Genomic DNA, 23,774 nt, shown 5'->3' on the forward strand with positions numbered 1-23,774 from the left:
ATCCTCTCCTCTTTACATTTCGTCTAATTCTGATACATACAGAATTTGGTCTTTCACCTCTACAACTACAACCTGTTGCCCTTGCTTAATCACCTTGTTATCAAAGCTGACTGCTGTTTCATTTCGGCTGCCATTTGCTCTTGAAATAAAAATTTCACCCATTCCTTTCTCTGGGATCGATGTAATTACTTCACCCACCTCGCCCACTAAATCCTGTACGGAAATGGAAGCAGAAGATTCTGCATTGGACATAGGAATAACCAAAAAGTAATAGATAAGCAGATATGCTCCAAATCCAATCAACAAGCTGATTAATAGCACAAGGACAGGAAGCATTGCGGAATATTTGGTTAATAACACCCCCGCACCAGAAACGACGGACAGCGTACCAAATACTAATAAAGGGTTAAAAAATTCCCCTAAACCATCAAAGACACTCTCTAACAAGCCATCAAGAATATTTCCAAGAAACAAAGACAAGACGGCAAAGCCTAGACTTCCCCATAGCAACCACCAATAAATATCAATTACTCCAATATGTACACCTCCTGTTGAATGTCTACTCTTATATACGAATCAAAACGGTAAAAAGTTCCCATTTTTTACATTAATATTGAATAATTTGTATTTAATAACGGCCGCTTCCCATTTATCTCTGTGCCGAATTACTATTCTGATAATATTTTGTGCTTTGCTAATTAAGAAAAGCGCAAGCGCCCGTTTAGAAACGTAGCGACTGGACGGCATCAACTGAGATAAAGGAATCACGGTGAGCTTGTGAACCGATGATGACTTTCGCCCAAGGGCATAAGGGCGACTAGGCCTCTGGTTATCACCAATCGGCAAGTCTTCTTTATCGTAGGGCGATGCAGGAAGTCGCCTAGTTTCTGGGTGCTGTAGCTGGACATCGCCGTTCATGTTAGAAAGCGATACGACAACTTATCATTTTATACTTTCTTACTTTATAAGTAAAATCGCGAAAGCCACCCGATCTTAACTAACCAATTAATATACACACCTATAATAAGGTTTATGTTAAGGCTGAATTGCAAATGGTCGCAACGCTAGCATTACATCACCCGAATTATGACTAGCTGTGCATTTACTTACAATTAGTGCTGCGAGGATTAGTTTTTTATCGAAACATATGTTCTAATTCTGTTATTCATGTTATGATAGATAAGCAAAAAAAGTTGGATGATAGAAGGAGAAACGACAGCAATGACAGGGAAAACACATCTTATGGGAGGAATTGCGACGGCAACGGTGGTTGCGACGTATACGGAATATGATCCTGTGCTGTTTATCGCAGCAGGTGCCATTGGTGGACTGATTCCGGACATATGCCATGGCGGAAGTAAAATAGGGAGAAGGTTTCCATTGCTCTCTAAGATTATAAATAGCATCTTTGGGCACCGTACGTTTACCCACAGTTTATTATTTATAGTGGTTATGCGTTTTGTTCTCACCATGTTTATTACCAACCAATCGATAATCATGGGAGTGCTGGCCGGAATGGTAAGCCATTTTGTATTGGATGCTATGACGAAAAACGGGATCAAGTTATTCTATCCAGTTAATATCACGGTTCGTTTTCCTGTAACAACAAGAACTGGTGGGGCGGTGGAACATGTCGTCTTATTAGTGTTAACAATTGTCACCATTTATTATGGGAAAGATATTATTTCCACACCCTTATTTTAAAAAGGTGTGGAAATTTTTCTTGCGATCGATTCCAATATATAAACAACAGGAATCTGGGTCGTAATGTTGGAACTTTGGAAGGTTTCCTCTGTGACGTAATAAGCAAGGTTTAAATCGGACAGCTTTGCGATAGTAGACAGTTTATGGTTAGTAATACTAATAATTGTACTGCCTTCCTGTTTGAGCTGATCAACCTGTGTGATGGTGAAAGGTGTCTCTCCTGATACTGATAACACAACGGCCACACTGTTATCGCGAAATTTAGCATGAATGGGATAGTGCGGGTCTTTAATGTACATGGAAAACTTCCCTAAGCTGGAAAAATATCTAGCACCATATTCAGCAAGAATACCGGAACTTCCTATACCAGTGAAAATCACACTATCAGCTTTTTCAATTAATGCAGCGGCTTCTTCCATTTTTTCTTCAAGATCACCTGTTAAAGTTCGTTCAAAAAACTCTGTTATCGAATGCTGTGTACGCCGGATAGTTGTTTTCTTTTCTTCAGCAAGGCTCATTTTCAGCTTTACTTTAAACTCAGTAAACCCATCACAATCTAATTTGCGGCAAAACCGTAATATGGTAGCAGTCGACACGTGTGTCTCATCTGCCAATTCCCGAATCCTCATATATCCTACTTTTTCACTGTTTTTGACAATATAATTATATAAACTCATTTCTAAATCATTGAAAGATGTAATCATCTCGTGCGTGAACATGCTGGACCGCCTCCTTTCCTCTAAGCCAATCACATTCAAAACGTGTAATACGAATCCAAGTTAAGTTTTTACTTAGCAAAGAACTAGAAATATGCACCGTGGTACACCAAGTGGTTGGCCGAGCGATATCTTAGCACATCAATCATTTCAACATTATCATTAAGCTATTTTACATATAGCTAGCTACCGGCGTATTATGCCTTATTTTTAAATTGTAGCATACTATGGTCGATGTTACAGCATGTAACTATTATGAAACAAATCACGAAAGCTGTGAAATACAACTAAAGCTCTCCTTCATATTTACCTGGTATTTGTTTCAAACTATAATGCAAGTAACAGCAAAAGAGGAGGTAATGAAATGGCGAATAAAACATATCAATTTCCTGAAGGGTTTTTGTGGGGAGGAGCCACGGCGGCTAACCAAATTGAAGGTGGTTTTCATGAAGGTAACAAAGGGATGAACATTGCAGACGTGTTACCAGGTGGAAAAGGTCGTTTGAATATTCTGCAGGAACCTGGCTTTCAGTTTGAAATTGATACCGATAAATATACGTATCCAAATCACGAAGCAATAGATTTTTATCATCGATATAAAGAAGATATTGCATTATTTGCCGAAATGGGCTTTAAAGTGTTCCGCATGTCGATTGCCTGGACAAGAATCTTTCCGAATGGTGACGAAACAGAACCGAATGAGGAAGGGTTAGCTTTCTATGACAGGGTCTTTGATGAATTGCGCAAGCATGAGATCGAACCGGTAGTTACGATTTCACATTATGAGATGCCAGTTAATTTAGTGAAAAACTATGGTGGCTGGAGCAGCAGAGAAGTAGTCACTTTCTTTGAACGTTATGTCCATGCCATTCTTAACCGTTATAAAGACAAAGTGAAGTATTGGATGACGTTTAATGAAATTAACAGTGGATTAATCATGCCGATCATGGGGCTTGGCTTCTCAATTCAACAAGAAAAAGACAAGTATCAGAAAACATTCCAGGCATATCACCATCAATTCGTGGCAAGCAGTTTAGCAGTAAAAGCTTGTCATGAATTGATTCCGGAAGCACAGATCGGCTGTATGATTCTTTATGCACCGGTTTATGCGTATGATGCCAATCCGAACAATGTGATGCATGCACTTTCGGAGGAAAGATTATTTAATTATTTCTGTGCGGATGTACAGGTCCGAGGTGAGTATCCAGCTTTCATTAACCGCTATTTCAAAGAAAATAATATCGAGTTAAAGATAGAGGAAGGCGATTTAGAACTGATCAAAGAGCATACGGTTGATTATATCGGTTTCAGTTACTATATGTCACGTACAGAAAAAATTACGAAAACTGAAGACGATAAAGCACAGGGAAATATTCTGCAAGGTGTGAAGAACCCATTCCTAAAAGCAAGTGACTGGGGTTGGGAAATTGACCCAGAAGGCTTACGGATTGCATTAAATCAACTATATGATCGCTACCGTGTACCGTTGTTTGTCGTCGAAAATGGACTTGGAGCTGTTGATAAAGTTGAGGCAGATGGATCAGTAAACGATGATTATCGCATCGAATACCTTCATGACCACATCGCGGCAATGGGGGAAGCGATTGAAGACGGCGTTGACCTTATGGGATATACCGCTTGGGGCTGTATCGATTTAGTTAGTGCCTCTACAGGTGAAATGTCCAAACGATATGGTTTTATTTATGTTGACAAAGACGATGAAGGCAATGGAACGTTAGCACGAAGCAGAAAAAAATCTTTCTATTGGTATCAAAAAGTCATCGACACCAACGGGAAAGAGTTATAAAAAAGTTCAGCTCATCAATGAAGGTGAGCTGAACTTTTTTTATAAGCAAACAAAGTATATAAGTACAGTCATAGTAGTAATCAGGCTGAATTGGAAGGTTGGTTCTTATAACATGGTTATGTTAACAAAGGCTGTATTGCAAAATGGTATCAACGCTAACGTAGTCCATATTATGGGGGTTGTTATATTAATTACATCTATTAGGATCGACGAGTTATATCCGGTTTTCATATGTGTGATGTATGGATCAGATGGGATGCCTGGCTATTAGCAGTTGCTGACATATCTGGTTTGCCAGTTATCAAGAATAGTTGATAGGCGCATGAAAATGGTGACGAACTTCAAGTAAGTGGATGTAAAAGGTTTTCAAATGCAAGAAGATGGAGAACTTCAGGAAAAAGAGTGATACATGAGGTCTCCAATGCATGAAGAGCAATGGACTTCATGTGTTGGGTGATGCAAGAGAACGTCCAACGCATGAAGATGAGGTAACTTCAAGCGTAAGGAGAGGTAAGAGAACGCCGAACCCATGAGGATGGGGTAACTTCAAGCGCAAGGAGAGGTAAGAGAACGCCGAACGCATGAAGATGGGGTAACTTCAAGCGCAAGGAGTGGTAAGAGAATGCCCAACGCATGAAGATGGGGTAATTTCATGCGTAAGAAGTAGTAAGAGAACGTCCAACGCATGAAGTTGGTGTATCTTCATGCTAAAGGAATAGAAAGAGTTCATCCAACGCATGTAGAAGAGCACCCTCAAGCGTGCTTGATAAACATCACCAAACATCATCTGTCAGTACATAGAAAAAGCCTGAAGCTAATACGCTTCAAGCCTTCCTTTTTAAAAGGGAAAACAGCACTAAACTTACTAGTGATGAGAGGAGTGATCCTCTTCGGTTTCTTTATCTTGACCGTCTAGAAATGCTTGTTCCTCTTCCGACAATTCACCGACGATGAGTCGTTTTGTCGGCATAATGTCTGATTGTTCCGATTCAGCACGAACCTGCAAATAATAGATGCCATCCTCTGCAAATGTATAATCCATATGGTAAACGCCAGGCTCTTGTAATGCCAGCGCTACTTCTTTTTTAACTTCAGGCTGAAGTGGCATCCAAACCTCTGCAGAAATGCTTTGTACATTTTCAGCAGGAGCGATGTTCTGTTGCAATGTTACATTAATAGGTGTTTCGGTATTAGCTTCTATATTGCTTGGCGAATCGATCGTAATTGTTAATGGCTGCTCCGTATGGTACTGTTTGGCTGCATCGTCGTTAAGCTGATTAGCCGAGCATGCGGAAAGCAGTGCGGTTAGTAACGTAATCATAACTATTTTTTTCATCCTGTACCTTCCTTTACTGTACTTGAAAAATCCGTTTGAGAGTTGGAACTCTGCGTATGACGAGCCAGTCTAGTAAAAATATGACAATAACCGAAATCCCAAGTAACGGAAGTAGTAAGCTGAATATGATTAATAACACAATGAGCACTTTTGATGATAGGACGCTTGGCGCGATTGGTGCACCTAAGTGTTGATCCGGCTTGCGTCTCCACCACATGATAATGCCGCTGACGACAATGGCAATGATACCTAAACAGACTAACGCACCTAAGATCTGATTTGTTAAGCCAAATTCTAATCCCTTATGAATCGTGATTCCTGTTGCTATTAATTTTCCAATAGGTTTGTAGTGTTCATATCGATAGTCTGCTAATATAGCACCGGTATACTGATCAATATGCATCGTTACTTCATCCTGAGCCTTCGGTGGAAATGCTGATATCGTGTAAACGCCAGTTGGGGTGCTTGGATAAAACACTTCATATGTCGGATAAACACCTGTTTCGTTGGCAGTATGGACTACTTCATTAATGCTCACTGGGATAAAACCTTGTTGATCAGTAGATTCTGGTACTGGCATTGATTCAGCGGGCCAGGCAACATCAGCAATATCCTTGGTTAAAACTGTTGATTCAGGTGCACTGCCAGTCCAAATGGAAGGCGGATAGCCAACTCCTAGATTGGTTGCAGTGTTTTGAATTTTTGTACCAAGAAATCCTGACCAGAATAAGCCCGAAAATACGAGAAACAAAATAGCTAGTGATAGCCAAAATCCTGTCACGGCATGCATATCTCTGAAAAAAATGCGTTTGTTTTGATTTAATCTTGGTATAATTGTACCCTTTGCTCGTTTCTTTTTTCTCGGAAACCAAATGAACAAACCGGTCACTAGCAGAATGATAATCCAGCAGGCAGCTAGTTCGACAATGCGATCTCCCCATGTACCAAGCATTAATTCTCCATGGAATTCTTCGACGCGGTCAAAAATCCGATGCTGATCATTTAATTCACCAACGATATTGGCGGTGTACGGATCAACAAATATCGTATAAGATGAACCGTCCAGTGAAATCCCTACTTCAGCAGATCGGTCATCTGTCTCACCAGGACGATAGCTCGTTACTGTTGCATCTGGATATTCTGCCATCACATTATCCACCTGTTGCTGTGGGGTTGTTTTGTCTGCTTGTACTTCTACTTGATAGTAATCCTGATACATGATTTCTTCGATTTGTGGTTTAAATAAATATATTCCACCTGTTACAGCTAAGATAAAGAGAAAAGGAGCAATAAATATTCCAGCGTAAAAGTGCCATCTCCAGATTGTTTTATATAATGATTTTTTATTTTTCATTGCTGTCTCCTTTAGTTGATTTAACAACTTGTATTGTAATAAATTAATGATTGAAAATACATAGACATATTATGAATATTATGTGAAATAAGAGTGAAGTTACTGTATACTTGAATGAAAGCGTTTTATATAAAGAGTTGCTGACTAGTATTCTATAGGAGGGTATGGAATGGCGAGAGTAGTAATGACCTTTCCGCATGGAAAGCACAAAGTACTGACGATGAGTTATGATGACGGCCGGGCTGCTGACAGAAGGTTAGTCCAGCTTTTTAATCAACATGGTATAAAAAGTAGTTTTCATTTGAATTCAGGGCTGTTAGGCGAAGGGGATCGAATTGCAGCGGATGAAATAGCAGAGCTGTATGCAGGGCATGAAATTTCCGCCCATACAGTCACACATCCGACCATTGAACGCAGTCCTAAAGCACAATTAATCGAAGAAGTGATCGACGATCGAAAAGCTTTGGAATCCATAGCTGGTTATACGGTGAGAGGAATGTCGTATCCAAATGGCTCTTATAATTCGTTGATTAAAGAGTTATTACCACATGTAGGAATCGAATACAGCAGAACGGTGCACAGCACATTACATTTTGCCATACCAGATGATTTTCTGGAATGGCATCCGACTTGTCATCATAATCACCAGTTACTGTCATTAGCCGATCAATTCCTGTCACTACATAAAAAACAATATCTTTATATGTTTTATGTATGGGGACATAGTTATGAATTTGACAATGATAATAATTGGGAGTTGATCGAACAATTTTGTCAAAAAGCAGGCGGACAGGATGATATTTGGTATGCGACAAATATGGAAATAGTCGATTATTACCATGCATTCCATCGTTTGCAATTTGCCGCTGACAGTCAATTCGTCTATAATCCTTCTGCACAGTCTGTCTGGTTGCTAGTGAACGACCAGATCGTAGAAGTTCCGGGAGGCGAACGTGTAACACTAACTTCCTATTAAAAACAGAAAGGATGACCACAACAGGGGAGTATCTGTGGTCATCCTTCCGATTATTCGTTGTCTTCGTTGTTACCTTGTTTATTGCCTTTCGCGTATTTACCTTGACGGCCATATTCTTTGTTTGTTTTTTCTGTTCTTTCTTCGCCGCTTTTTCCTTGGTTGTTAGCCATTTGAATATGCCTCCTTTCTATGGTTGTACATTTTACATACCCGCCGTTCCATTTAATAAACTGTTATTTTGAAAAAGTGGTTAATATTGTAATGTGTTTTGGATCGATCCATCCTGTCGATGTATCGTAACTTGTGTGCCTTTATTTTTCGCAATTTCTTTTGCACGATCAATCGCATCTCGTTTATACTGATAAATATTGGATGCTTGCTTGGCATCTTGTGACATGACAGCCCATTGATCGTCGTGAGGAACAACGTGTTCGCCCTTTTCTAATAACTCAGGTCGGGCTGATGATGTGTTATTATCTGGTGAACGAAGTTGCTGATCACTACTGTTGATCAGTTTATTAATTTCTTTATTCGTTGCATTCTCATACCATTCTTTTGCTTGTTCCGTTGCGATCGGAATAGCACGATCTTCCGGGTACCCTTCATTCAGCATCGCATTGGCGATATCGATTGCTTTTTTCCTGACGGGCGTGTCTAAATTTTTTAAAGAGCTGGGATAATCACTTGTGTCCCAAGGCATATGATAACTCCTCTCCGATAAAAAGTTTATCACGGCGAAAACCGTCCGTAATACCCCCACTTCAAGATTCGAGAGATACATAAGACATAAGAAGCTAAGTGTGGGATAAACGGAAGATAACTTCCTGATCAGTTTCGCTAGCAATCAGAGAGGGTCAAAACCCCCACTGATTGAAGTCTCACTTTATGCGATCGACTTACATGCTTCCGCACACTGAAAACATGCGTCTGCACATTGTTGACAATGCTCGTGTTCATGTTTTTTACACTCTTCTCCACATGCGCTGCAAATTTCAGCGCAGACGGATGCTAATTGTGCCACAAATGGTGAATTTCTCGTGATCGCAGACTCTAAATAATGACAGATATCTGCACATTCACGGTCAAGACGAATACAGGGTGCCATCATGTTGACATTTTCCTCATTTAAACAGGCGTCATAACAGTGATTACAAGCTGCCATACACTCGTGTAATGTTTCTAGTAATTGCTGATGCTGTTCGTGACTCATCGTAAATACCTCCCATTATATTATCTAGTTGTTTGTTAACATTCCCAGATTTTTTCGAAGTAAACATTCTGATCGTGTTTTAAGAAAGAAACGCAATGTGCTAATATAAATCATATCCAGATCATTATGTGGAGGTTTCTATGAATCGAAGAAAGTTAATCTATTTGATTTTCATAACTATATTTATTGCTTCCTGTGGCTTTTCTCTTTACTTTTTCATTCAGTCCCAGCGGATGGAGGACAAAATCGAAAAGGAGACAAGCCCAGAACAGTCGTTACCTGCTTACCAATTTGCTTTAATTGGAGAAGAATTAGATCATGACTATTGGCGCTTAGTTGGTCAAGGGGCAAAAGACGTAGAACAGAATTATGACGTGAGTGTTGCATATGAGGGGCCGAGAAGGTCTAATCCGGATGAACAACTGAAGCTTTTAGATATTGCTATTAAATCAAAGGTAGATGGAATTATTGTGCAAGCGTTAAATGAAGATTTCTTGCCTGTGATTAATCAAGCAATGGAGAATGGCATCCCGGTCATTACGATTGATACCGATGCCCCGAATAGCGATCGTCTTGCTTATGTGGGAACAGATAATTATGAAGCAGGGAAACTTGCTGGCGAGACATTGGTGAAGGATCTCGATAGCAATGCTACAGTTGGGATTGTAACAGGCAGTTTTGATAACGCTCACCATCAATTGCGTGTTGAAGGGTTTAAGGAAGCGATAGCGCAAGCGCTTGGAGTAAAGGTAGTTGCGATCGAGGAATCCAATATTACAAGAGTGGTAGCGGAGGAGAAGGCGTACAACATGCTAAAAGAACATCCTGATATTGATGCGTTGTATGGGACAAGTGCATTAGATGGGATCGGCATGGTAGAGGCAGCTACATCATTAGGGGTGGAGGAATCGATTTACATGCTTGCTTTTGATACCTTGCCAGAAAATATCGAGCTTTTGAAACAAGGTAAGATTGATGTGTTAATCGGACAAAAACCGTATGAAATGGGTTCGCGCAGTGTTGAATTAATGATGAAGCTGATGGAAGGCGAAGCAATCGATGATGTCTATCATACTGATACATCTGTAGTAAGACCGGAAGATGCAGGTGAACTAGATGATTAAAATTCGTACAAAATTATTAATGTATTTCCTAGCTGTCCTTTCCTTGGTTATTGTTATCATTTTTGTTCAGGAAAAAAGTACACAACGAATGGTAACCCTTCAAGATGAAAGTTCAGAGCATAATTATATGTTAAATGAAATAACCAATCAGACCGATCAGGTATTTCAGTCCTTGCAAATTTATGTCCATGAACCGACAGAGGACAACCTCGCTTTTTATCAAAAAGACAGCCAGGCGTTAGCGAGCTTGCAAGCCCAATTTAATAGTGCTACTGAGACAAGTACAGCGAAGGAAAATTACTATCATATGCTATCTTCTTTTTTAGAATTAACAGATAAGACAGTAGAGGGAGTGCAACAGGAGGATATTGACCGCTATTCTGCTTACTTGAATGAGGCAGATGATACAGCTACGTATATTCATGAAAAAACGTTGGAATTAATTAATCAGGAATTGAGCCGTTACCAGAACATATTGGTATTGGAAGATCAGCGAGTAACCTACACGAAAAATATGGGAACATCTATATTTATTGCGATCATTATCGGAAGTCTGTTATTTGCGCTCTGGTTCTCGAATGGTATTACCAAAGTGATAGATAAACTAACGAATGCGGCTAAAGAAATTTCTCAAGGAAATTATAGCGTTGCAGATGTCGAAGTGGAACAGAATGATGAGCTGAATTTATTGACGCAAACCTTTAATCAGATGAAGCTAAATATTGTGGAAGCTTTTCGGGAAATGAAAGAAAAAGCGCGACTTCGCCAGTTGCTGAAAGAAATGGAATTGAAAAGTTTGCAAAACCAGATTAATCCTCATTTTTTGTTCAATACGTTAAATACTGTTTCTAAACTAGCCTATATCGAAGGGGCTGAGCGTACAAGTGACTTAATTTCTGCTGTCTCTGCTTTGCTTCGCTATAATATCGGAAGTCTTGATCGAGAAACCTATTTGAAAGATGAAGTCAACATCGTCAATGAATACTTTTTTATTCAGCAAACCAGATTCAGGGACAGGGTCACCTTTCATCAGGAAATTGACGAATCTTGTTTACTAACACCGATCCCTTGTCTTACGTTACAGCCGATTATGGAGAACGCATTTATGCACGGAATTGAGGAAATGGCAGAAGGTGCCACGATTATGCTGCGAATTTCTCCAGTTGATGACATGGTGCAAATAGATATTACGGATAATGGAGTGGGAATGGATCAGCAAACCATTGATCAATTAATACAGAAAGAGGAAAAAAAAGAGTCAGAGCAGCAACGGAAAGGTCATTCTACTGGGATCGGAATGCGTAATGTAATGGACCGATTACATTTGTTCCACCCGGATAGTCAATTGTCCATCGAGTCGGAGGTCGGAAAAGGAACAACTGTCACAATACTACTGCCTAAGGGGGGGATAATATGGTAAACATAATGCTCGTAGATGATGAAGCGTTGGAAAGAGAAGGTATCCGAATGATCTTAGAACGAAATCGCTCTGATGCTAAGATTATTGCAGAAGCAAGAACAGGAAAACAAGCTGTTGAACAAGCGTTGATCCATCAGCCTGACATCATTTTTATGGATATAAAGATGCCTGAAATGGATGGACTTGCTGCGATTGAAACAATATTAGCAGAAATACCAGCGACAAAATGTATCATGGTCTCTGCTTTTGATACTTTTCAATACGCGAAACAGGCGATGAGCTTCGGTATTAAAGAATATTTACTGAAGCCAAGCAAGATTTCAGAGGTACTCGACGCGTATGATCGCATGGTTGGGGAATTAGCAGAGCGTCAGGATATCGATACCAAATTAGAGCAAGCAAGCTCTTTAGTCGAAATGGAATTCATTTTGACATTAATGATGGACCATGTTCATGATTTTGATACAGATGAATGGATGAAAGGTATGCAAATTGAGGATTCTCGCGTGTTTGCTGCTGTTTTATCCTTTGAGTCCGATCAAAAACATGTCGATCGAACGATTAAAAGTGAATGGTACCGGATCGTCAAGGATCACTTGATGAGCCAGAACTCACGGATATTGATGGGACCATTTACAGGCTTTCAACTGCCGATACTGGTTATCTATGAGGATCAGAATTTAGCCCAATTTGCACGAGATACATTGCAAGTAATTCAAGCTCACCTTTATGATTGTCAGCTGTTTATTGGTGTAGGGTCCGTGATTGAATCAATAGCGGAGTTTCCGCGTTCATATGAGGATGCTTTGTATGCGTTGGAAGAAGTTCACTTCCATCAAACTGCTAAATATCAGGTTTATCATGAGAAAATGGCAGAGAAGCGCAAGGGTTTCACGCGAATGGAAGTAGAGAAACAGTTATTGGAAGCGATTAAGACAGGTGACAGTCAAACGGGTGCACAATTATTTGATCGTTATTTCCTTTCCATACAACAGCAAGCCAACCACCAGCTGCCATCAATCCGGAAATCACTGGAACACTTTTTTATCGTTTTAACGCGGACGATGGAAGGAATCGGATTGGATCAGGATATGCAGCTGAATCTGGAGCGTTTTGATACGTCCTCACAAATAAAAGAAGTGGCAAAATCCCATTTACAAAAAGCAATTACACTTATGAATGAATGGCGTTCAGATGGTGTTCAGGGCTTATTATTACAAGCGAAGGATTATATTCATACACATTTCAAGGAAAATATCATGTTAGACGAGGTAGCGGCAGAAGTCGGCTTAAGTTCCTATTACTTAAGCAAGCTGTTTAAAGAGCATTTCCAGCTGACATTTGTCGAGTACGTCACCCATATTAGACTGGAAAAAGCAAAAGACTTGTTACTGGATGATGAAATGCCATTAAAAGAAATAGCCCTCACCATTGGCTACCGCGACCCCAATTATTTCAGCCGCGTGTTCAAGAAAGAAACCGGGCTCAGCCCTAGTGAATATCGAAAAAACAGCACTTGAAAAAAGTGCTGTTTTTTTGCGTCAGGAAAGGATAAAATTTTTAGCAATCAAGAGGCTTGATGTAGTGAAAGATTAAAGTGTACCAAATAAAGTTGGCTTCTTATAATGTGGATTGTGTTAACAAAGGATTTATTGCAAAATAGTCATTTTGATATATTTTATCTGCTAAGCAAAGCTCAGGAAGTAGGCTCCGCGTCCTGTGGGCACGGCTCATAGCCGTCAAGCTAAGGAAAAGAGAGCTTAAACTGTCTTATATGTTCGGCCTATCATATAATCCATTCTTATGGACAGTTGAAAAGAGAAAGAGCAAAAGTTGTCCATAAGAATCAAAAATATAACCACTCAAGGATATCAAAAGGACTCTTGTGGTCAAAAATCCGATTTCTTGTGCCAATACTTCAGGAACAGCTATTATAAATGATATCTTACACTCAACTTATAAAGAATCACTGCACATAGAAAACTTGTATTTATTACGGCAACATATTCATTTTTCTTTTTAAAAGCATTAACTTAACTTAACTTAACTTAACGGCTATGGGGCACGGCTGAAGCGGTATCCAAGCACATTAAATATCTCAATATGGATGCTTGGCTAGCGATGGCTAGTTTACATAATCCATATTATAGGTAGTTTATTATTTTAGTTGGGATTGGGTGGATTTTCATCCCATCACAAAAAAATCTAGCAAATAACAAAAAAGTGAAGATGATCTTTCTTCTGTGAAAGTGGATACATGATAGATTAGAAACATAAGAAATTTTCAACTTAATGAAAGCGTATCAATAGTTGGATCTGTTTATGTAAAAAGAAAACGATATCAATCTGTTTATATAGGAGGAAGCATCATGGAAAAGAAACACTCACTTTGGTATGTTATTTTAATCGCATCTGCAGCAGGAATGGCTGGTCTATTGTATGGTTTTGATACAGCAGTTATTTCCGGAGCGATTGGATATTTACAAGAACTATATAATTTAAGTCCAGCGATGGAAGGCTGGGTCATCTCATGTGTTATGATCGGTGGGGTAACAGGGGTAGCATTATCAGGATTTCTAAGTGACCGTTGGGGTCGTAAGAAATTGTTAATGGTGTCGGCTATCTTTTTCATTATATCAGCATTAGGTTCTGCGTTTGCACTTGGTGTGACAACGCTTGTATTAGCAAGAATTTTAGGTGGACTTGGGATCGGTTTTGCATCCGCTTTATCGGTAACATATATTAGTGAATGTGCACCGCCAGCAATTCGTGGCCGCTTAGGGTCTATGTATCAATTGTTCACCATCCTTGGTATCTGTGCAACGTTTTATATCAACTATGGTGTTGCCAACAGTGGTACCCATGAGTGGGCGTTAGATGTCGGCTGGCGCTGGATGTTAGGTTACGGAACAATTCCGGGCATTTTGTTTATGATTTTACTATTTTTCATTCCGGAAAGTCCGCGTTACTTAGTACAGAAGAAAGATGATGAGCAAGCATTCAACATTTTAAAACGAATCAATGGCGAAGAGGTTGCTCAAAAAGAATTAAAAGAGATTAAAGCATCAATTGAGATAGAAAAAAGCAGTTCAGTGAAAGAATTAGTAAGACCAGGCTTGAGAATGGCGATGGGTGTAGGGATTTTCCTAGCCTTATTTAATCAAGTAATCGGTATGAATGCGGTAACGTACTATGGTCCGGATATTTTCCGTAGTGTTGGTTTTGAAAATAACACAGAGTTTTTAGCAACAAGTATTATCGGAAGTGTACAAGTTGTCTTTACCATTGTTGCGATTTTATTAATTGATAAACTGGGCCGTAAGAAGTTAATGGCAATCGGTTCCAGCTTAATGGCAGTGTTTATGCTGTTGATTGGAAGCATTTTCTACTTTGATCCGGCAAATGCAGGTGTACTGTTAATTATTATGATTGCTGGTTTCACGGCTTCGTTCTGTGTGTCAATGGGTCCAATTCCATGGATTATGATCCCGGAAATTTTCCCGAACCATTTACGTGCTAAGGCAGTAGGTATTGCAACCGTATTCCTATGGGGAGCAAACTGGGCGATTGGACAGTTTACACCAGTCTTAATCAACAATATGGGTAGCGCTTTTACATTCTGGATGTTCGCTGTTATTAACGTGATCTGTTTTATCTTTGTAATGACAATCGTTCCAGAAACGAAAAACAAAACATTAGAAGAAATCGGACAGTTATGGAAGTCAAAAGACAAAACGCAAAAAGAAGAGAAAATCCAGGAAGAATTAGTATAAAGGGAAAGTCCGTGGTAGTGACCACGGGCTTTTTCTATATGTTAGGAATGAAATCTACTTAGTAATTTGATGATGCTTAAGGATAGTTATGATTGAAAGAGGCAGTTATTCGATCAAAAGTGCGGATGAGAAAAGTTGTAATGAACGAAACAGTCCTTTTGTAGTGTTATATTAATGGAAGGCAGGAAAAGAAGAGGAATGCAGTGGTGCCCCGAATGCGGTAGTTTACAACAGCAAGAGGCTTGTCACTATTAAATAAAAATCGCCGCGCGGAGGGGAGACACCACGCAGCGATTTCGTTATGAAATAAAGATTCCCAATACAAGTGCAACAATTAAACCGACCAGTCCAATCAGTGTTTCCATAATAGTCCAGGATTTCAATGTATCTTTTACATCTAAGCCGAAATAACGGCCGACTAACCAGAACCCTGAATCATTGACGTGAGATAATACGGTTGCACCGGAAGCGACTGCAATAACGATTAATCCTAATACAGGCCCTTCCAAACCTAAAATATCAATTAAAGGTGCGACAAGTCCTGCAGCTGTCACCATCGATACGGTAGCTGAACCTTGGGCAACCCTTACACATGCCGCAATCAGAAAGGCTAATAGAATAGGAGGGAGGCTTGAATCCGCCATCATATTCCCGATAACATCACCTACGCCTGATTGAATCAGTATTTCCTTAAATACACCACCAGCACCTGTTACCAGGATGATAATCCCTGCTGGTTCCAACCCTTTGTTCGCAATATCTTGCACTTCTTGACGGCTCAATCCGCGTTTCGTTCCTAAGAAAACAAACGTTAAAATCGTAGCAATTGTCAGCGCGACAAAAGGATGTCCTAAGAAGGTAAAGATCTCTCTGACGATATGTCCCTCACCTAAGAAAAATCCTGAAAACGTATTACATAAAATTAAAAATAATGGTGTTAAAATGATTATCGCAATTAAACGGAAGCTAGGTAGTTCCTTATTATCATAAGCGACTTCTTCCATATTCATATATTCCGGTACCACAACATGCAAGCGTTTTGATATATAGCGAGCGAATAATGGCCCAGCAATGATCATGGATGGTACACCTGCGATTGCACCAAACAGGATGACCCAGCCTAGATCTGCTCCGACTAAATCTGCGACGGCAATTGGTCCGGGTGTTGGTGGAATGAAAGTGTGTGTAACCGCTAACCCGGCAAGTAAAGGAATACCATAATAGAGCAGCGACTTACCGGTTTTCTTCGCTAATCCATATACGATAGGTACAAGAATAATAAAACCGACATCAAAGAAAACAGGGATTGCAACAAGGAACCCGGTAATACCGAGTGACCATTGTGCTTTATCCTCACCGAATTTATTGATCATCGTTTTTGCCAATCGGTCTGCTCCGCCTGATACTTCAAGCATTTGACCGAACATCGCACCTAAACCGACAACGACGGCAACGAATCCTAAGGTACCACCCATTCCTTTCTCCATCGTATCAATGACTTCACTGAGTGGCATACCTGCTAGAATTCCTACAATTAAACTGACAACTAACAAGGCGACAAAAGCGTGTAATTTTGTCTTAATGACTAGGAATAGTAAAAGAAAAATACCCGCTAACGCTATTAAAATTAACATTTGGTCTGACATGATGTTCCCTTCCTTTCTGTGAAGTTATCTCTTGGTTACGGCATGGCCTCCGAATTCATTCCGAAGTGCTGCCACTGCTTTTCCGGTAAAGGTATCATCTTCTTGTGACCGGTAGCGCATCATTAATGATAGCGTAATAACTGGGGCAGCCATTTCATAATCAAGTGCTGTTTCTACCGTCCATTTACCCTCTCCTGAGGAATTCATAACCCCTTTTATATCATCCAGACGAGGGTCTTTTGCGAACGCATTCTCCATTAGTTCCATAAGCCATGAGCGAATAACAGAGCCGTTGTTCCAGACTTTGGCTACCTTTTCATAATCATAATCAAATGGACTTTTTTCCAATAAGTCAAATCCTTCTGCAATGGCTTGCATCATTCCATATTCAATCCCATTATGTACCATTTTGAGAAAATGACCGCTTCCGGTTTTTCCGGTGTACAAGTAGCCATTCTCTACGGTAACGTCTCGGAATAGTGGTTCGATTTTCTTGAATTCATCAGGATCACCACCGACCATCGTACAGGCTCCGGTCCGAGCGCCTTCCATACCACCGCTTGTCCCACAGTCAAAGTAGAAAAGCTCCTTCTCTTGACTTATCTCAGATCGTCTGAGGGAATCCTTATAATGCGCATTACCACCATCAATAATCCGATCGCCTGCGTCCAGTGAAGCAATCAGTGATGTAAAAACGCTTTCTGTTGCATCCCCGGCAGGTACCATCATCCAAATGGTTCTTGGTGGAGCGATATTTTTTACTAATTCTTCGATAGTAGCTGCTGTTTGTGCACCATCTGTCGAAATATTTTTCATTGCGTCATGATTTGTATCGTGAGCAATCACTTGATATTGGTTGTCTAATAGGTTTAATGAGAGTTGATATCCCATTTTTCCTAAGCCTATCATGCCGATTTGCATGTATAATCCATCCTTTGTTCGAAAAAATTTCGTTCTTCATACATTATACGAAAAAAAATTCTTTTTTCAACCGTTTGCAAAAAATATTTTTTTCTTTCGGTATTTTTAGTATAATGTTAGGTAAACTTTGGCTCAGGAGAATGATCATGAAGAATAAACGACAGACATGTCTGGATCAAGTACGTCGAAACTATCCTAAATTCAGTGTCACAGAGCGAAAAATTGCTGATTACATATTAAGAAATCCTAACCAGATCATCCATTCCTCGATCAATCAATTAGCAGAAGACCTGCATGTAGCCGATTCAACCGTATTCCGTTTTTGTAAGCGGATCGGTTATAAGGGTTACCAGGCAATGAAGATAGCCCTTGCTTCCGAGGTAGTATCTTCTTTGCAAGATATACATGAAAAAGTGGATCAGGGGGATAGCGTGGAAACCGTAGCTTCCAAAGTATTCCGATCTAATATGAATGCCTTGGAGGAAACCTTGCAAATTATTGATGAGGAAGAAGTCCAAAAGGCCGTTAAGTCATTGACGAATGCAAGATTTGTCCATTTTTTCGGTACAGGTGGCTCGAACGTAGTAGCATTCGATGCTTATCATAAATTTGTTCGAACCGGAATTGCTGTACAGGCAGTGTCGGATACGCATATGCAGTTAATGGCCGCTTCACAACTGGAGGAGGGGGATTGTGCGATTTTAATTTCGCATTCCGGTTCCTCGAAGGATATTATCCATATTTTAAATGTGTTAAAAGAAAAAAACGTCACGACCATCGCGATCACTAATTTTGCGAAATCAACATTAAGTGCTGCTGCTGATATTGCTTTGTATACGAGTTCGGGAGAAACAGATTTCAGAGCAGAAGCCTTCTCTTCAAGAATTGCCCAGCTTTCACTGCTTGATTTGCTTTATGTCAATGTGCTGATGGAAAAAGGTGAAGCAGGACAAGAGGCTATCAGGAATATGCGTGAAGCGATGACGGTGAAGCGCATATAAGAACAGTGATGCATAAATTGTATGTAAAGCGAGCAGAATTCGCCTAAAATCACATTCAACTCGTTAAGAAATACGTTTCTTATTATAATAAAAGAGGTGTAACCAGAGATATGCTCTGTGTTACACCTTCTTTGTAGGTTATCTAAGCAAATGTGCGCTTGTTTATTTTCCAATAAATTGTTGTGTCCAGTAGTTACCGTCTTCTACATAACCAACGCCAATGTGCGTGAAGTCTTCATTTAAGATATTAGCACGGTGACCTTCACTGTTCATCCAAGCTTCTACTACTTCTTCTGGAGTAGTTTGACCTTTGGCAATGTTTTCACCAGCTGTTTGGTAGCTGATGCCGAACTGTTCCATCATATCGAATGGAGAACCATAAGTTGGACTATTGTGACTGAAATAACCGTTAGATGACATATCTTGAGATTTTGCTTTTGCCACTTTACTTAATTCTGTATCAAGTGTTAATGGTGACAATCCTTGCTTTTCACGTTCTTCATTAGTAAGATCGATTACTTCTTGCTCAAATTGACTGATGTCTGATGCTTCGTTACTTTCTGTTGCTTGATCTTTTGTATTTCCTTCTGCATTCGTTTCTGCAGAATTGTTTGTGTTCTCTTCAGGTGCTTGTTCTGTTTCGTTTGTATTGCTCTCTGGTGTTTCTGTTGCTTTCTCGTCATTACCTGCATTTTCTTGCTTGTTGTTGTCTGTTGCAGTTGACTCTTCTTCTTGAGATGGGTTCTTAATAGAATGATTCTCCATCCATTTATTTACGAAATCCTGAATGTTAGATTTAGAGATATCTCCAGTAGAAATCATCTCGTATACTTTATGCTCAACTTGGTTTTTCGCTTGTTCGACATTTGTGTCATGAGAAAAACCTGTATTTAGTAGAAAGGCTCCTGCTAGTAAAGCTGTGATCGATAATTTTTTTATCATCGTTGTTTCACTCCTTTTGTTTTGTTCCACTTCATCATAGCATGGGTTTTTTGTAATATTCATGGATAATTATAGTAAAATGATAGGTGAAACCGGATTCTATTATCAATCCACCACTTTAACAAATGAAAATTGGTAAAAAATGCGCAAACTAGTAAAAAAATATAGAAAAATAGACTTGACAGCTTTGAAAATTACTAGAATTATAACAATATGTTACGAAGCTGTTGCCACTGTGACATTTTTTGAAAAGAATCCTTCCATACAGATTAACATTAGGCATTTTGGAAACAATCCTTTATACTAAGAGAAGCAGTTATTTTTACAAAAGGTAGGAATCGCTCATGTCAGAGGAAAATATTACGAGGCTAGAACTAGACGGTAAAGAATACATATTAATTGGAACAGCTCATGTCTCCAAGCATAGTGCCGAGCAGGTGAAAGAGGTTATCGAAGCCGAGCAGCCAGATGCTGTTTGTATCGAGTTAGACAAGCAACGCTACGAATCAGTGATGAACGGAAGTAACTGGCAGGATATGGACATCTTTCAAGTTATTAAAGAAAAGAAAGCAACCCTGCTATTAATGAATCTTGCTATTTCATCATTCCAGAAAAAAATGGCTAAACAATTTGGTATTAAGCCTGGTCAGGAAATGATTCAAGGGATAGAGTCCGCAAAAGAAACCGGAGCGGAGCTTGTCTTGGCGGACCGGAATATTCAAATTACTTTTTCACGTATTTGGGGAAGTATCGGCTTTAAAGGAAAGATGATGCTGTTGACACAAGTATTAGCCGGTGTCTTTACCAATGAATCGATTTCGGAAGAAGATTTGGAGAAAATGAAGAAACAGGATGCGATTGACAGTGTTTTAAGCGAATTCTCTGAACAATTTCCGCGCTTGAAAAAACCATTAATTGATGAGCGTGATCAATATTTAGCGCAAAAAATAAAAAAAGCACCAGGTAAGAAGATTGTTGCCGTACTTGGGGCTGCGCACGTACCTGGTATTACAAAAGAAATTAAAAAAGAGCATGATCTGAAGAAATTAACGCAATTACCACCAAAATCAAAAGTACCGAAGATTATCGGCTGGTCCATTCCGTTGCTGATTGTTGCCATTATTGCCTTTACTTTTATTACGAATCCGATGGCAGGATGGCAGCAAGTGATTAGCTGGCTGGTATGGAATGGAGGATTTTCTGCACTAGGTGTTCTATTAGCGTTAGGGCATCCGTTAACGATCTTAACGGCATTAATCGCCGCACCGATTACCTCCTTAAATCCATTAATAGCGGCGGGCTGGTTTGCAGGAATCGTGCAAGCTGTTGTAAAGAAGCCGCATGTATCCGATTTTGAGGCATTGGCAGAAGATGTGCATACAGTCAAGGGATTTTGGCAAAATAAGGTAACACGTATACTGCTGATTGTTGTATTCGCTAATCTGGGTAGTTCACTCGGTACGATAATTGCGGGTACCGATATTATAAGGCTGTTTATCGACAGCTTCTCATAATGAAAATTGGGCTTTTCTTATATTGTTTTTTTATTAAAAACTAAATATTCAGCGTTAAACTCTGAAATTCAAAATTCAAAAGCACCCACCACTTATTAGTGATGGGTGCTTTAGTTTTTCTATCGTTATTGATAGAGGAAACAATTTTTCGAGTATATAAATACCTTTGAAGGGACTAAAAACGTTGCTATAGACCCACTCCTTATCACCTTGATATGATGATATAAGATTAAAGAAAAGGTGATTAGATGGAAAAACAGAAACGCAATTTAAAAATAGGAGAAAGAGCAGCAATTATTAGTATTATTGCATACGTGTGCTTATCCGTCATAAAAGTTTTAATTGGTTATAATACTGGTTCAGAAGCCTTGAAAGCCGATGGTCTTAATAACGTTACGGATATTTTAGCGTCAATTGCAGTATTAGTAGGATTAAAGTTATCTCAAAAACCTGCAGACCATGATCATCCTTACGGTCACTGGAAAGCTGAAATGGTGGCGTCGATGGTGGCGTCGTTTATTATGATGGCAGTGGGTTTACAAGTATTGTATCAAGCGATCTCCTCTGTATTAAATGAAAGCACTGAGTCCCCGGACCTTATTGCAGCCTGGACGGGTCTTGTATGTGCAATCGTTATGTTTGGTGTTTATCGCTATAATAATACTATTGCTAAGCGAACACAGAGTCAAGCCGTTAAGGCGGCTGCAAAAGATAATTTATCTGATGCGTGGGTAAGTATAGGTGCATCGATTGGTATTTTTGGTTCGCAGTTTGATTTACCTTGGTTGGACCCCGTTACGGCTGTGGTTGTTGGGTATTTAATTTGCAAAACAGCTTGGGATATTTTTAGAGAAGCTTCACATCATCTTACAGATGGATTTGATCAAACGGAAATGGATCAGTATAAGAAAACAATTTTATCTATTGATGGTGTAGAAGGAGTTAAAGATATTAAAGCTCGAAACTATGGCACTAATGTAGTGGTAGATGTTGTGATGCAAGTACATTCTAATCAAGATATCAAAGAAGCTCATGATCTTTCAACCAGAGTAGAAAACCAATTGATAGAAAAATACGATATATATGATGTTCAAGTTCACATTGAACCAAAATATTAGACTGAAAAAGACGGTAGAAATATATTGCCGAGAGGGAGAAAAACTCCCATCTCTTATTCTAGTCCTTAGCCTATTAGTTCTATAACCTCTTTCTTAGAATTGGGGGAAGGGCTTATTCTATTTCTATTTATTTATAAAATATAGAAACCAAACAGCATGGTTTTGCTCGTCAGCTGCAGCACGTTGAAAAGATTGTTTAATCTTCTCCTCTTGAGCACGATCGGCCATATCTAAATAAAAGTCCACAGCCCCCTGTTCATCATTAAAAGCAAATTCTATTCCATCACGATAATTAGTTGGACATTCTTCCGTTATATTATAGGTGGGTTGCTGTCCTGTTAAACGAATATAAATTTCTGCAAACGACTGAAGATGTCTTTTTTCATCATTTTGTATCTCTAAGATTCTATTTATTTGTGTCGAGTTCGGTGCCATTTTTGCTAGCATACCGTAACATGAAATAGCACTATATTCAGCATTAATTGCTTTTTGCAGGTCTGCGTTGAATTTATTATTATTCATTACGCGGTAGTTTTCATAATTTAAATATTGATACATGGTTACTCTCCTTAAGATAAAGTTTCCATATAACTATATGAAGAAAGTTGAGGGTATGTGCTAGTCTAATTAATGTTGATTATAAACGAAAAAACATAAATAATTCATTAAAATGTAGCCATAATATAAGTGATTTTAATAAAAGGAGGCGAATTCAGTGGACCAAAATCAACTTCAAGAATGTATTACTGAATGCGAAAGTGCACTAACTCATCTGAGTAGTGCTATGAGCTATGCACATGATTCTGCAAAACAAAAAATGCAACATGCTTCTAAAGATTTAGAAGAGTGTGTAGCAGAGTGCCGTGAGCTTCTTTCTTAATGTAGTTTAATTCTTATAATAAGGAGCAGATCCGTTTACTGCTCCTTTATCTTTTTACATTTAGATAATAGTGAAGCAGACTGGGATAAGAATGCGTTAAATTCTGCAAAAAATTATAAAGAATCCATGGATATGTCAATTGAAGCAATCAGAGATCAATTATCTTCGGAAAATGGAGATCAGTTCACACAAGAGCAAGCAGATTATGCAGTTGAGAATTTAGAATATTGTCTAATCACCTACTAAATTTGGTAGGTGCTTTTTTAGTGACCAAAAAGTGACCAACGAGTGACATTTTAATATTTTTTATTATTTTCTACGATAGTTAGTGA

At 39.2% G+C, this 23,774-nt stretch carries 22 protein-coding genes; 12 read left to right on the forward strand and 10 right to left on the reverse strand.

The annotated features are described in order from the left end of the window. Positions 1-12: 12 nt before the first annotated feature. Positions 13-537, reverse strand: a complete 525-nt coding sequence (locus tag MUN87_RS15455; protein WP_500796465.1) for an NfeD family membrane protein — start codon at positions 535-537, stop codon at positions 13-15. Between the two features lie 684 nt (positions 538-1,221). Here MUN87_RS15455 and MUN87_RS15460 point away from each other — a divergent pair. Then, positions 1,222-1,704 (forward strand): metal-dependent hydrolase, encoded by a 483-nt coding sequence (locus MUN87_RS15460; protein WP_244741469.1) that lies wholly within the window; start codon positions 1,222-1,224, stop codon positions 1,702-1,704. Here MUN87_RS15460 and MUN87_RS15465 read toward each other — a convergent pair. Further along, a complete protein-coding gene (locus MUN87_RS15465) occupies positions 1,701-2,423 on the reverse strand; it encodes a MurR/RpiR family transcriptional regulator (protein ID WP_244741470.1) in 723 nt (240 codons plus the stop codon). The genes MUN87_RS15460 and MUN87_RS15465 overlap by 4 nt on opposite strands. 361 nt (positions 2,424-2,784) lie before the next feature. Between MUN87_RS15465 and MUN87_RS15470 the strand changes: the two genes are divergently transcribed. Then, positions 2,785-4,227 carry a glycoside hydrolase family 1 protein gene (locus MUN87_RS15470; RefSeq protein WP_244741472.1) on the forward strand — a complete coding sequence of 481 codons (1,443 nt, stop codon included), beginning with the start codon at positions 2,785-2,787 and terminating at the stop codon, positions 4,225-4,227. An 865-nt stretch (positions 4,228-5,092) separates the two neighbouring features. Here the strand turns inward: MUN87_RS15470 and MUN87_RS15475 are convergent. Next, positions 5,093-5,563, reverse strand: a complete 471-nt coding sequence (locus MUN87_RS15475; protein ID WP_244741473.1) for a FixH family protein — start codon at positions 5,561-5,563, stop codon at positions 5,093-5,095. A 13-nt stretch (positions 5,564-5,576) separates the two neighbouring features. Further along, positions 5,577-6,917: a PepSY-associated TM helix domain-containing protein gene (locus MUN87_RS15480; RefSeq protein WP_244741475.1), complete on the reverse strand. Its 1,341-nt coding sequence runs from the start codon at positions 6,915-6,917 to the stop codon at positions 5,577-5,579. 169 nt (positions 6,918-7,086) lie between these two features. On the opposite strand from MUN87_RS15480, the gene MUN87_RS15485 reads away from it, so the two are divergent. Beyond that, positions 7,087-7,893 carry a polysaccharide deacetylase family protein gene (locus MUN87_RS15485; protein ID WP_244741477.1) on the forward strand — a complete coding sequence of 269 codons (807 nt, stop codon included), beginning with the start codon at positions 7,087-7,089 and terminating at the stop codon, positions 7,891-7,893. Positions 7,894-8,143: 250 nt separating this feature from the next. Here MUN87_RS15485 and MUN87_RS15490 read toward each other — a convergent pair whose 3' ends face one another. Both MUN87_RS15490 and MUN87_RS15495 read right to left on the reverse strand, forming a co-directional pair. Next, entirely contained in the window at positions 8,144-8,593 is a 450-nt protein-coding gene (locus MUN87_RS15490) for a DUF2188 domain-containing protein (RefSeq protein ID WP_244741479.1), read from the reverse strand. 183 nt (positions 8,594-8,776) lie between these two features. Next, positions 8,777-9,103, reverse strand: a complete 327-nt coding sequence (locus MUN87_RS15495; RefSeq protein WP_244741481.1) for a four-helix bundle copper-binding protein — start codon at positions 9,101-9,103, stop codon at positions 8,777-8,779. A 140-nt stretch (positions 9,104-9,243) separates the two neighbouring features. Between MUN87_RS15495 and MUN87_RS15500 the strand changes: the two genes are divergently transcribed. From MUN87_RS15500 to MUN87_RS15515, 4 genes are all read left to right on the forward strand, one after another. Further along, entirely contained in the window at positions 9,244-10,227 is a 984-nt protein-coding gene (locus MUN87_RS15500; RefSeq protein WP_244741483.1) for a sugar-binding protein, read from the forward strand. Continuing rightward, positions 10,220-11,647 carry a sensor histidine kinase gene (locus MUN87_RS15505; protein ID WP_244741485.1) on the forward strand — a complete coding sequence of 476 codons (1,428 nt, stop codon included), beginning with the start codon at positions 10,220-10,222 and terminating at the stop codon, positions 11,645-11,647. The genes MUN87_RS15500 and MUN87_RS15505 overlap by 8 nt, the downstream gene beginning before the upstream one ends. Then, positions 11,641-13,167 (forward strand): helix-turn-helix domain-containing protein, encoded by a 1,527-nt coding sequence (locus MUN87_RS15510; protein WP_244741486.1) that lies wholly within the window; start codon positions 11,641-11,643, stop codon positions 13,165-13,167. The genes MUN87_RS15505 and MUN87_RS15510 overlap by 7 nt, the downstream gene beginning before the upstream one ends. 849 nt (positions 13,168-14,016) lie before the next feature. Beyond that, complete coding sequence (locus MUN87_RS15515) at positions 14,017-15,420, forward strand: sugar porter family MFS transporter (RefSeq protein ID WP_244741488.1); 1,404 nt, start codon at positions 14,017-14,019, stop codon at positions 15,418-15,420. Positions 15,421-15,719: 299 nt separating this feature from the next. On the opposite strand, the gene MUN87_RS15520 is transcribed toward MUN87_RS15515, so the two are convergent. Then, the gene (locus MUN87_RS15520; RefSeq protein ID WP_244741490.1) at positions 15,720-17,066 is read right to left on the reverse strand and encodes a GntP family permease; all 1,347 of its coding nucleotides are present in this window, start codon (positions 17,064-17,066) and stop codon (positions 15,720-15,722) included. A 24-nt stretch (positions 17,067-17,090) separates the two neighbouring features. Then, complete coding sequence (gene gnd / locus MUN87_RS15525; RefSeq protein WP_244741492.1) at positions 17,091-17,987, reverse strand: phosphogluconate dehydrogenase (NAD(+)-dependent, decarboxylating); 897 nt, start codon at positions 17,985-17,987, stop codon at positions 17,091-17,093. 146 nt (positions 17,988-18,133) lie between these two features. Here gnd and MUN87_RS15530 point away from each other — a divergent pair, with 146 nt between their 5' ends. After that, positions 18,134-18,988, forward strand: a complete 855-nt coding sequence (locus MUN87_RS15530) for a MurR/RpiR family transcriptional regulator (RefSeq protein ID WP_244741494.1) — start codon at positions 18,134-18,136, stop codon at positions 18,986-18,988. A 162-nt stretch (positions 18,989-19,150) separates the two neighbouring features. Here the strand turns inward: MUN87_RS15530 and MUN87_RS15535 are convergent, their stop codons facing one another. Continuing rightward, a complete protein-coding gene (locus tag MUN87_RS15535; RefSeq protein ID WP_244741496.1) occupies positions 19,151-19,930 on the reverse strand; it encodes a CAP domain-containing protein in 780 nt (259 codons plus the stop codon). A gap of 344 nt (positions 19,931-20,274) precedes the next feature. On the opposite strand from MUN87_RS15535, the gene MUN87_RS15540 reads away from it, so the two are divergent. Further along, positions 20,275-21,444 carry a TraB/GumN family protein gene (locus MUN87_RS15540; protein ID WP_244741498.1) on the forward strand — a complete coding sequence of 390 codons (1,170 nt, stop codon included), beginning with the start codon at positions 20,275-20,277 and terminating at the stop codon, positions 21,442-21,444. 248 nt (positions 21,445-21,692) lie between these two features. Then, on the forward strand, positions 21,693-22,562 hold the full coding sequence (locus MUN87_RS15545) for a cation diffusion facilitator family transporter (RefSeq protein ID WP_244741500.1): 870 nt from the start codon (positions 21,693-21,695) through the stop codon (positions 22,560-22,562). 123 nt (positions 22,563-22,685) lie between these two features. On the opposite strand, the gene MUN87_RS15550 is transcribed toward MUN87_RS15545, so the two are convergent. Beyond that, positions 22,686-23,120 (reverse strand): ferritin-like domain-containing protein, encoded by a 435-nt coding sequence (locus tag MUN87_RS15550; protein ID WP_244741502.1) that lies wholly within the window; start codon positions 23,118-23,120, stop codon positions 22,686-22,688. Positions 23,121-23,277: 157 nt separating this feature from the next. Between MUN87_RS15550 and MUN87_RS15555 the strand changes: the two genes are divergently transcribed. Together MUN87_RS15555 and MUN87_RS15560 are read left to right on the forward strand one after the other, a co-directional pair. Beyond that, the gene (locus MUN87_RS15555) at positions 23,278-23,442 is read left to right on the forward strand and encodes a hypothetical protein (RefSeq protein ID WP_244741504.1); all 165 of its coding nucleotides are present in this window, start codon (positions 23,278-23,280) and stop codon (positions 23,440-23,442) included. A gap of 132 nt (positions 23,443-23,574) precedes the next feature. Continuing rightward, a complete protein-coding gene (locus MUN87_RS15560) occupies positions 23,575-23,688 on the forward strand; it encodes an Ltp family lipoprotein (RefSeq protein ID WP_244741505.1) in 114 nt (37 codons plus the stop codon). Positions 23,689-23,774: the final 86 nt, after the last annotated feature.

It is taken from the genome of Gracilibacillus salinarum, from assembly GCF_022919575.1.
Taxonomy (GTDB): Bacteria; Bacillota; Bacilli; order Bacillales; family Amphibacillaceae; genus Gracilibacillus; species Gracilibacillus salinarum.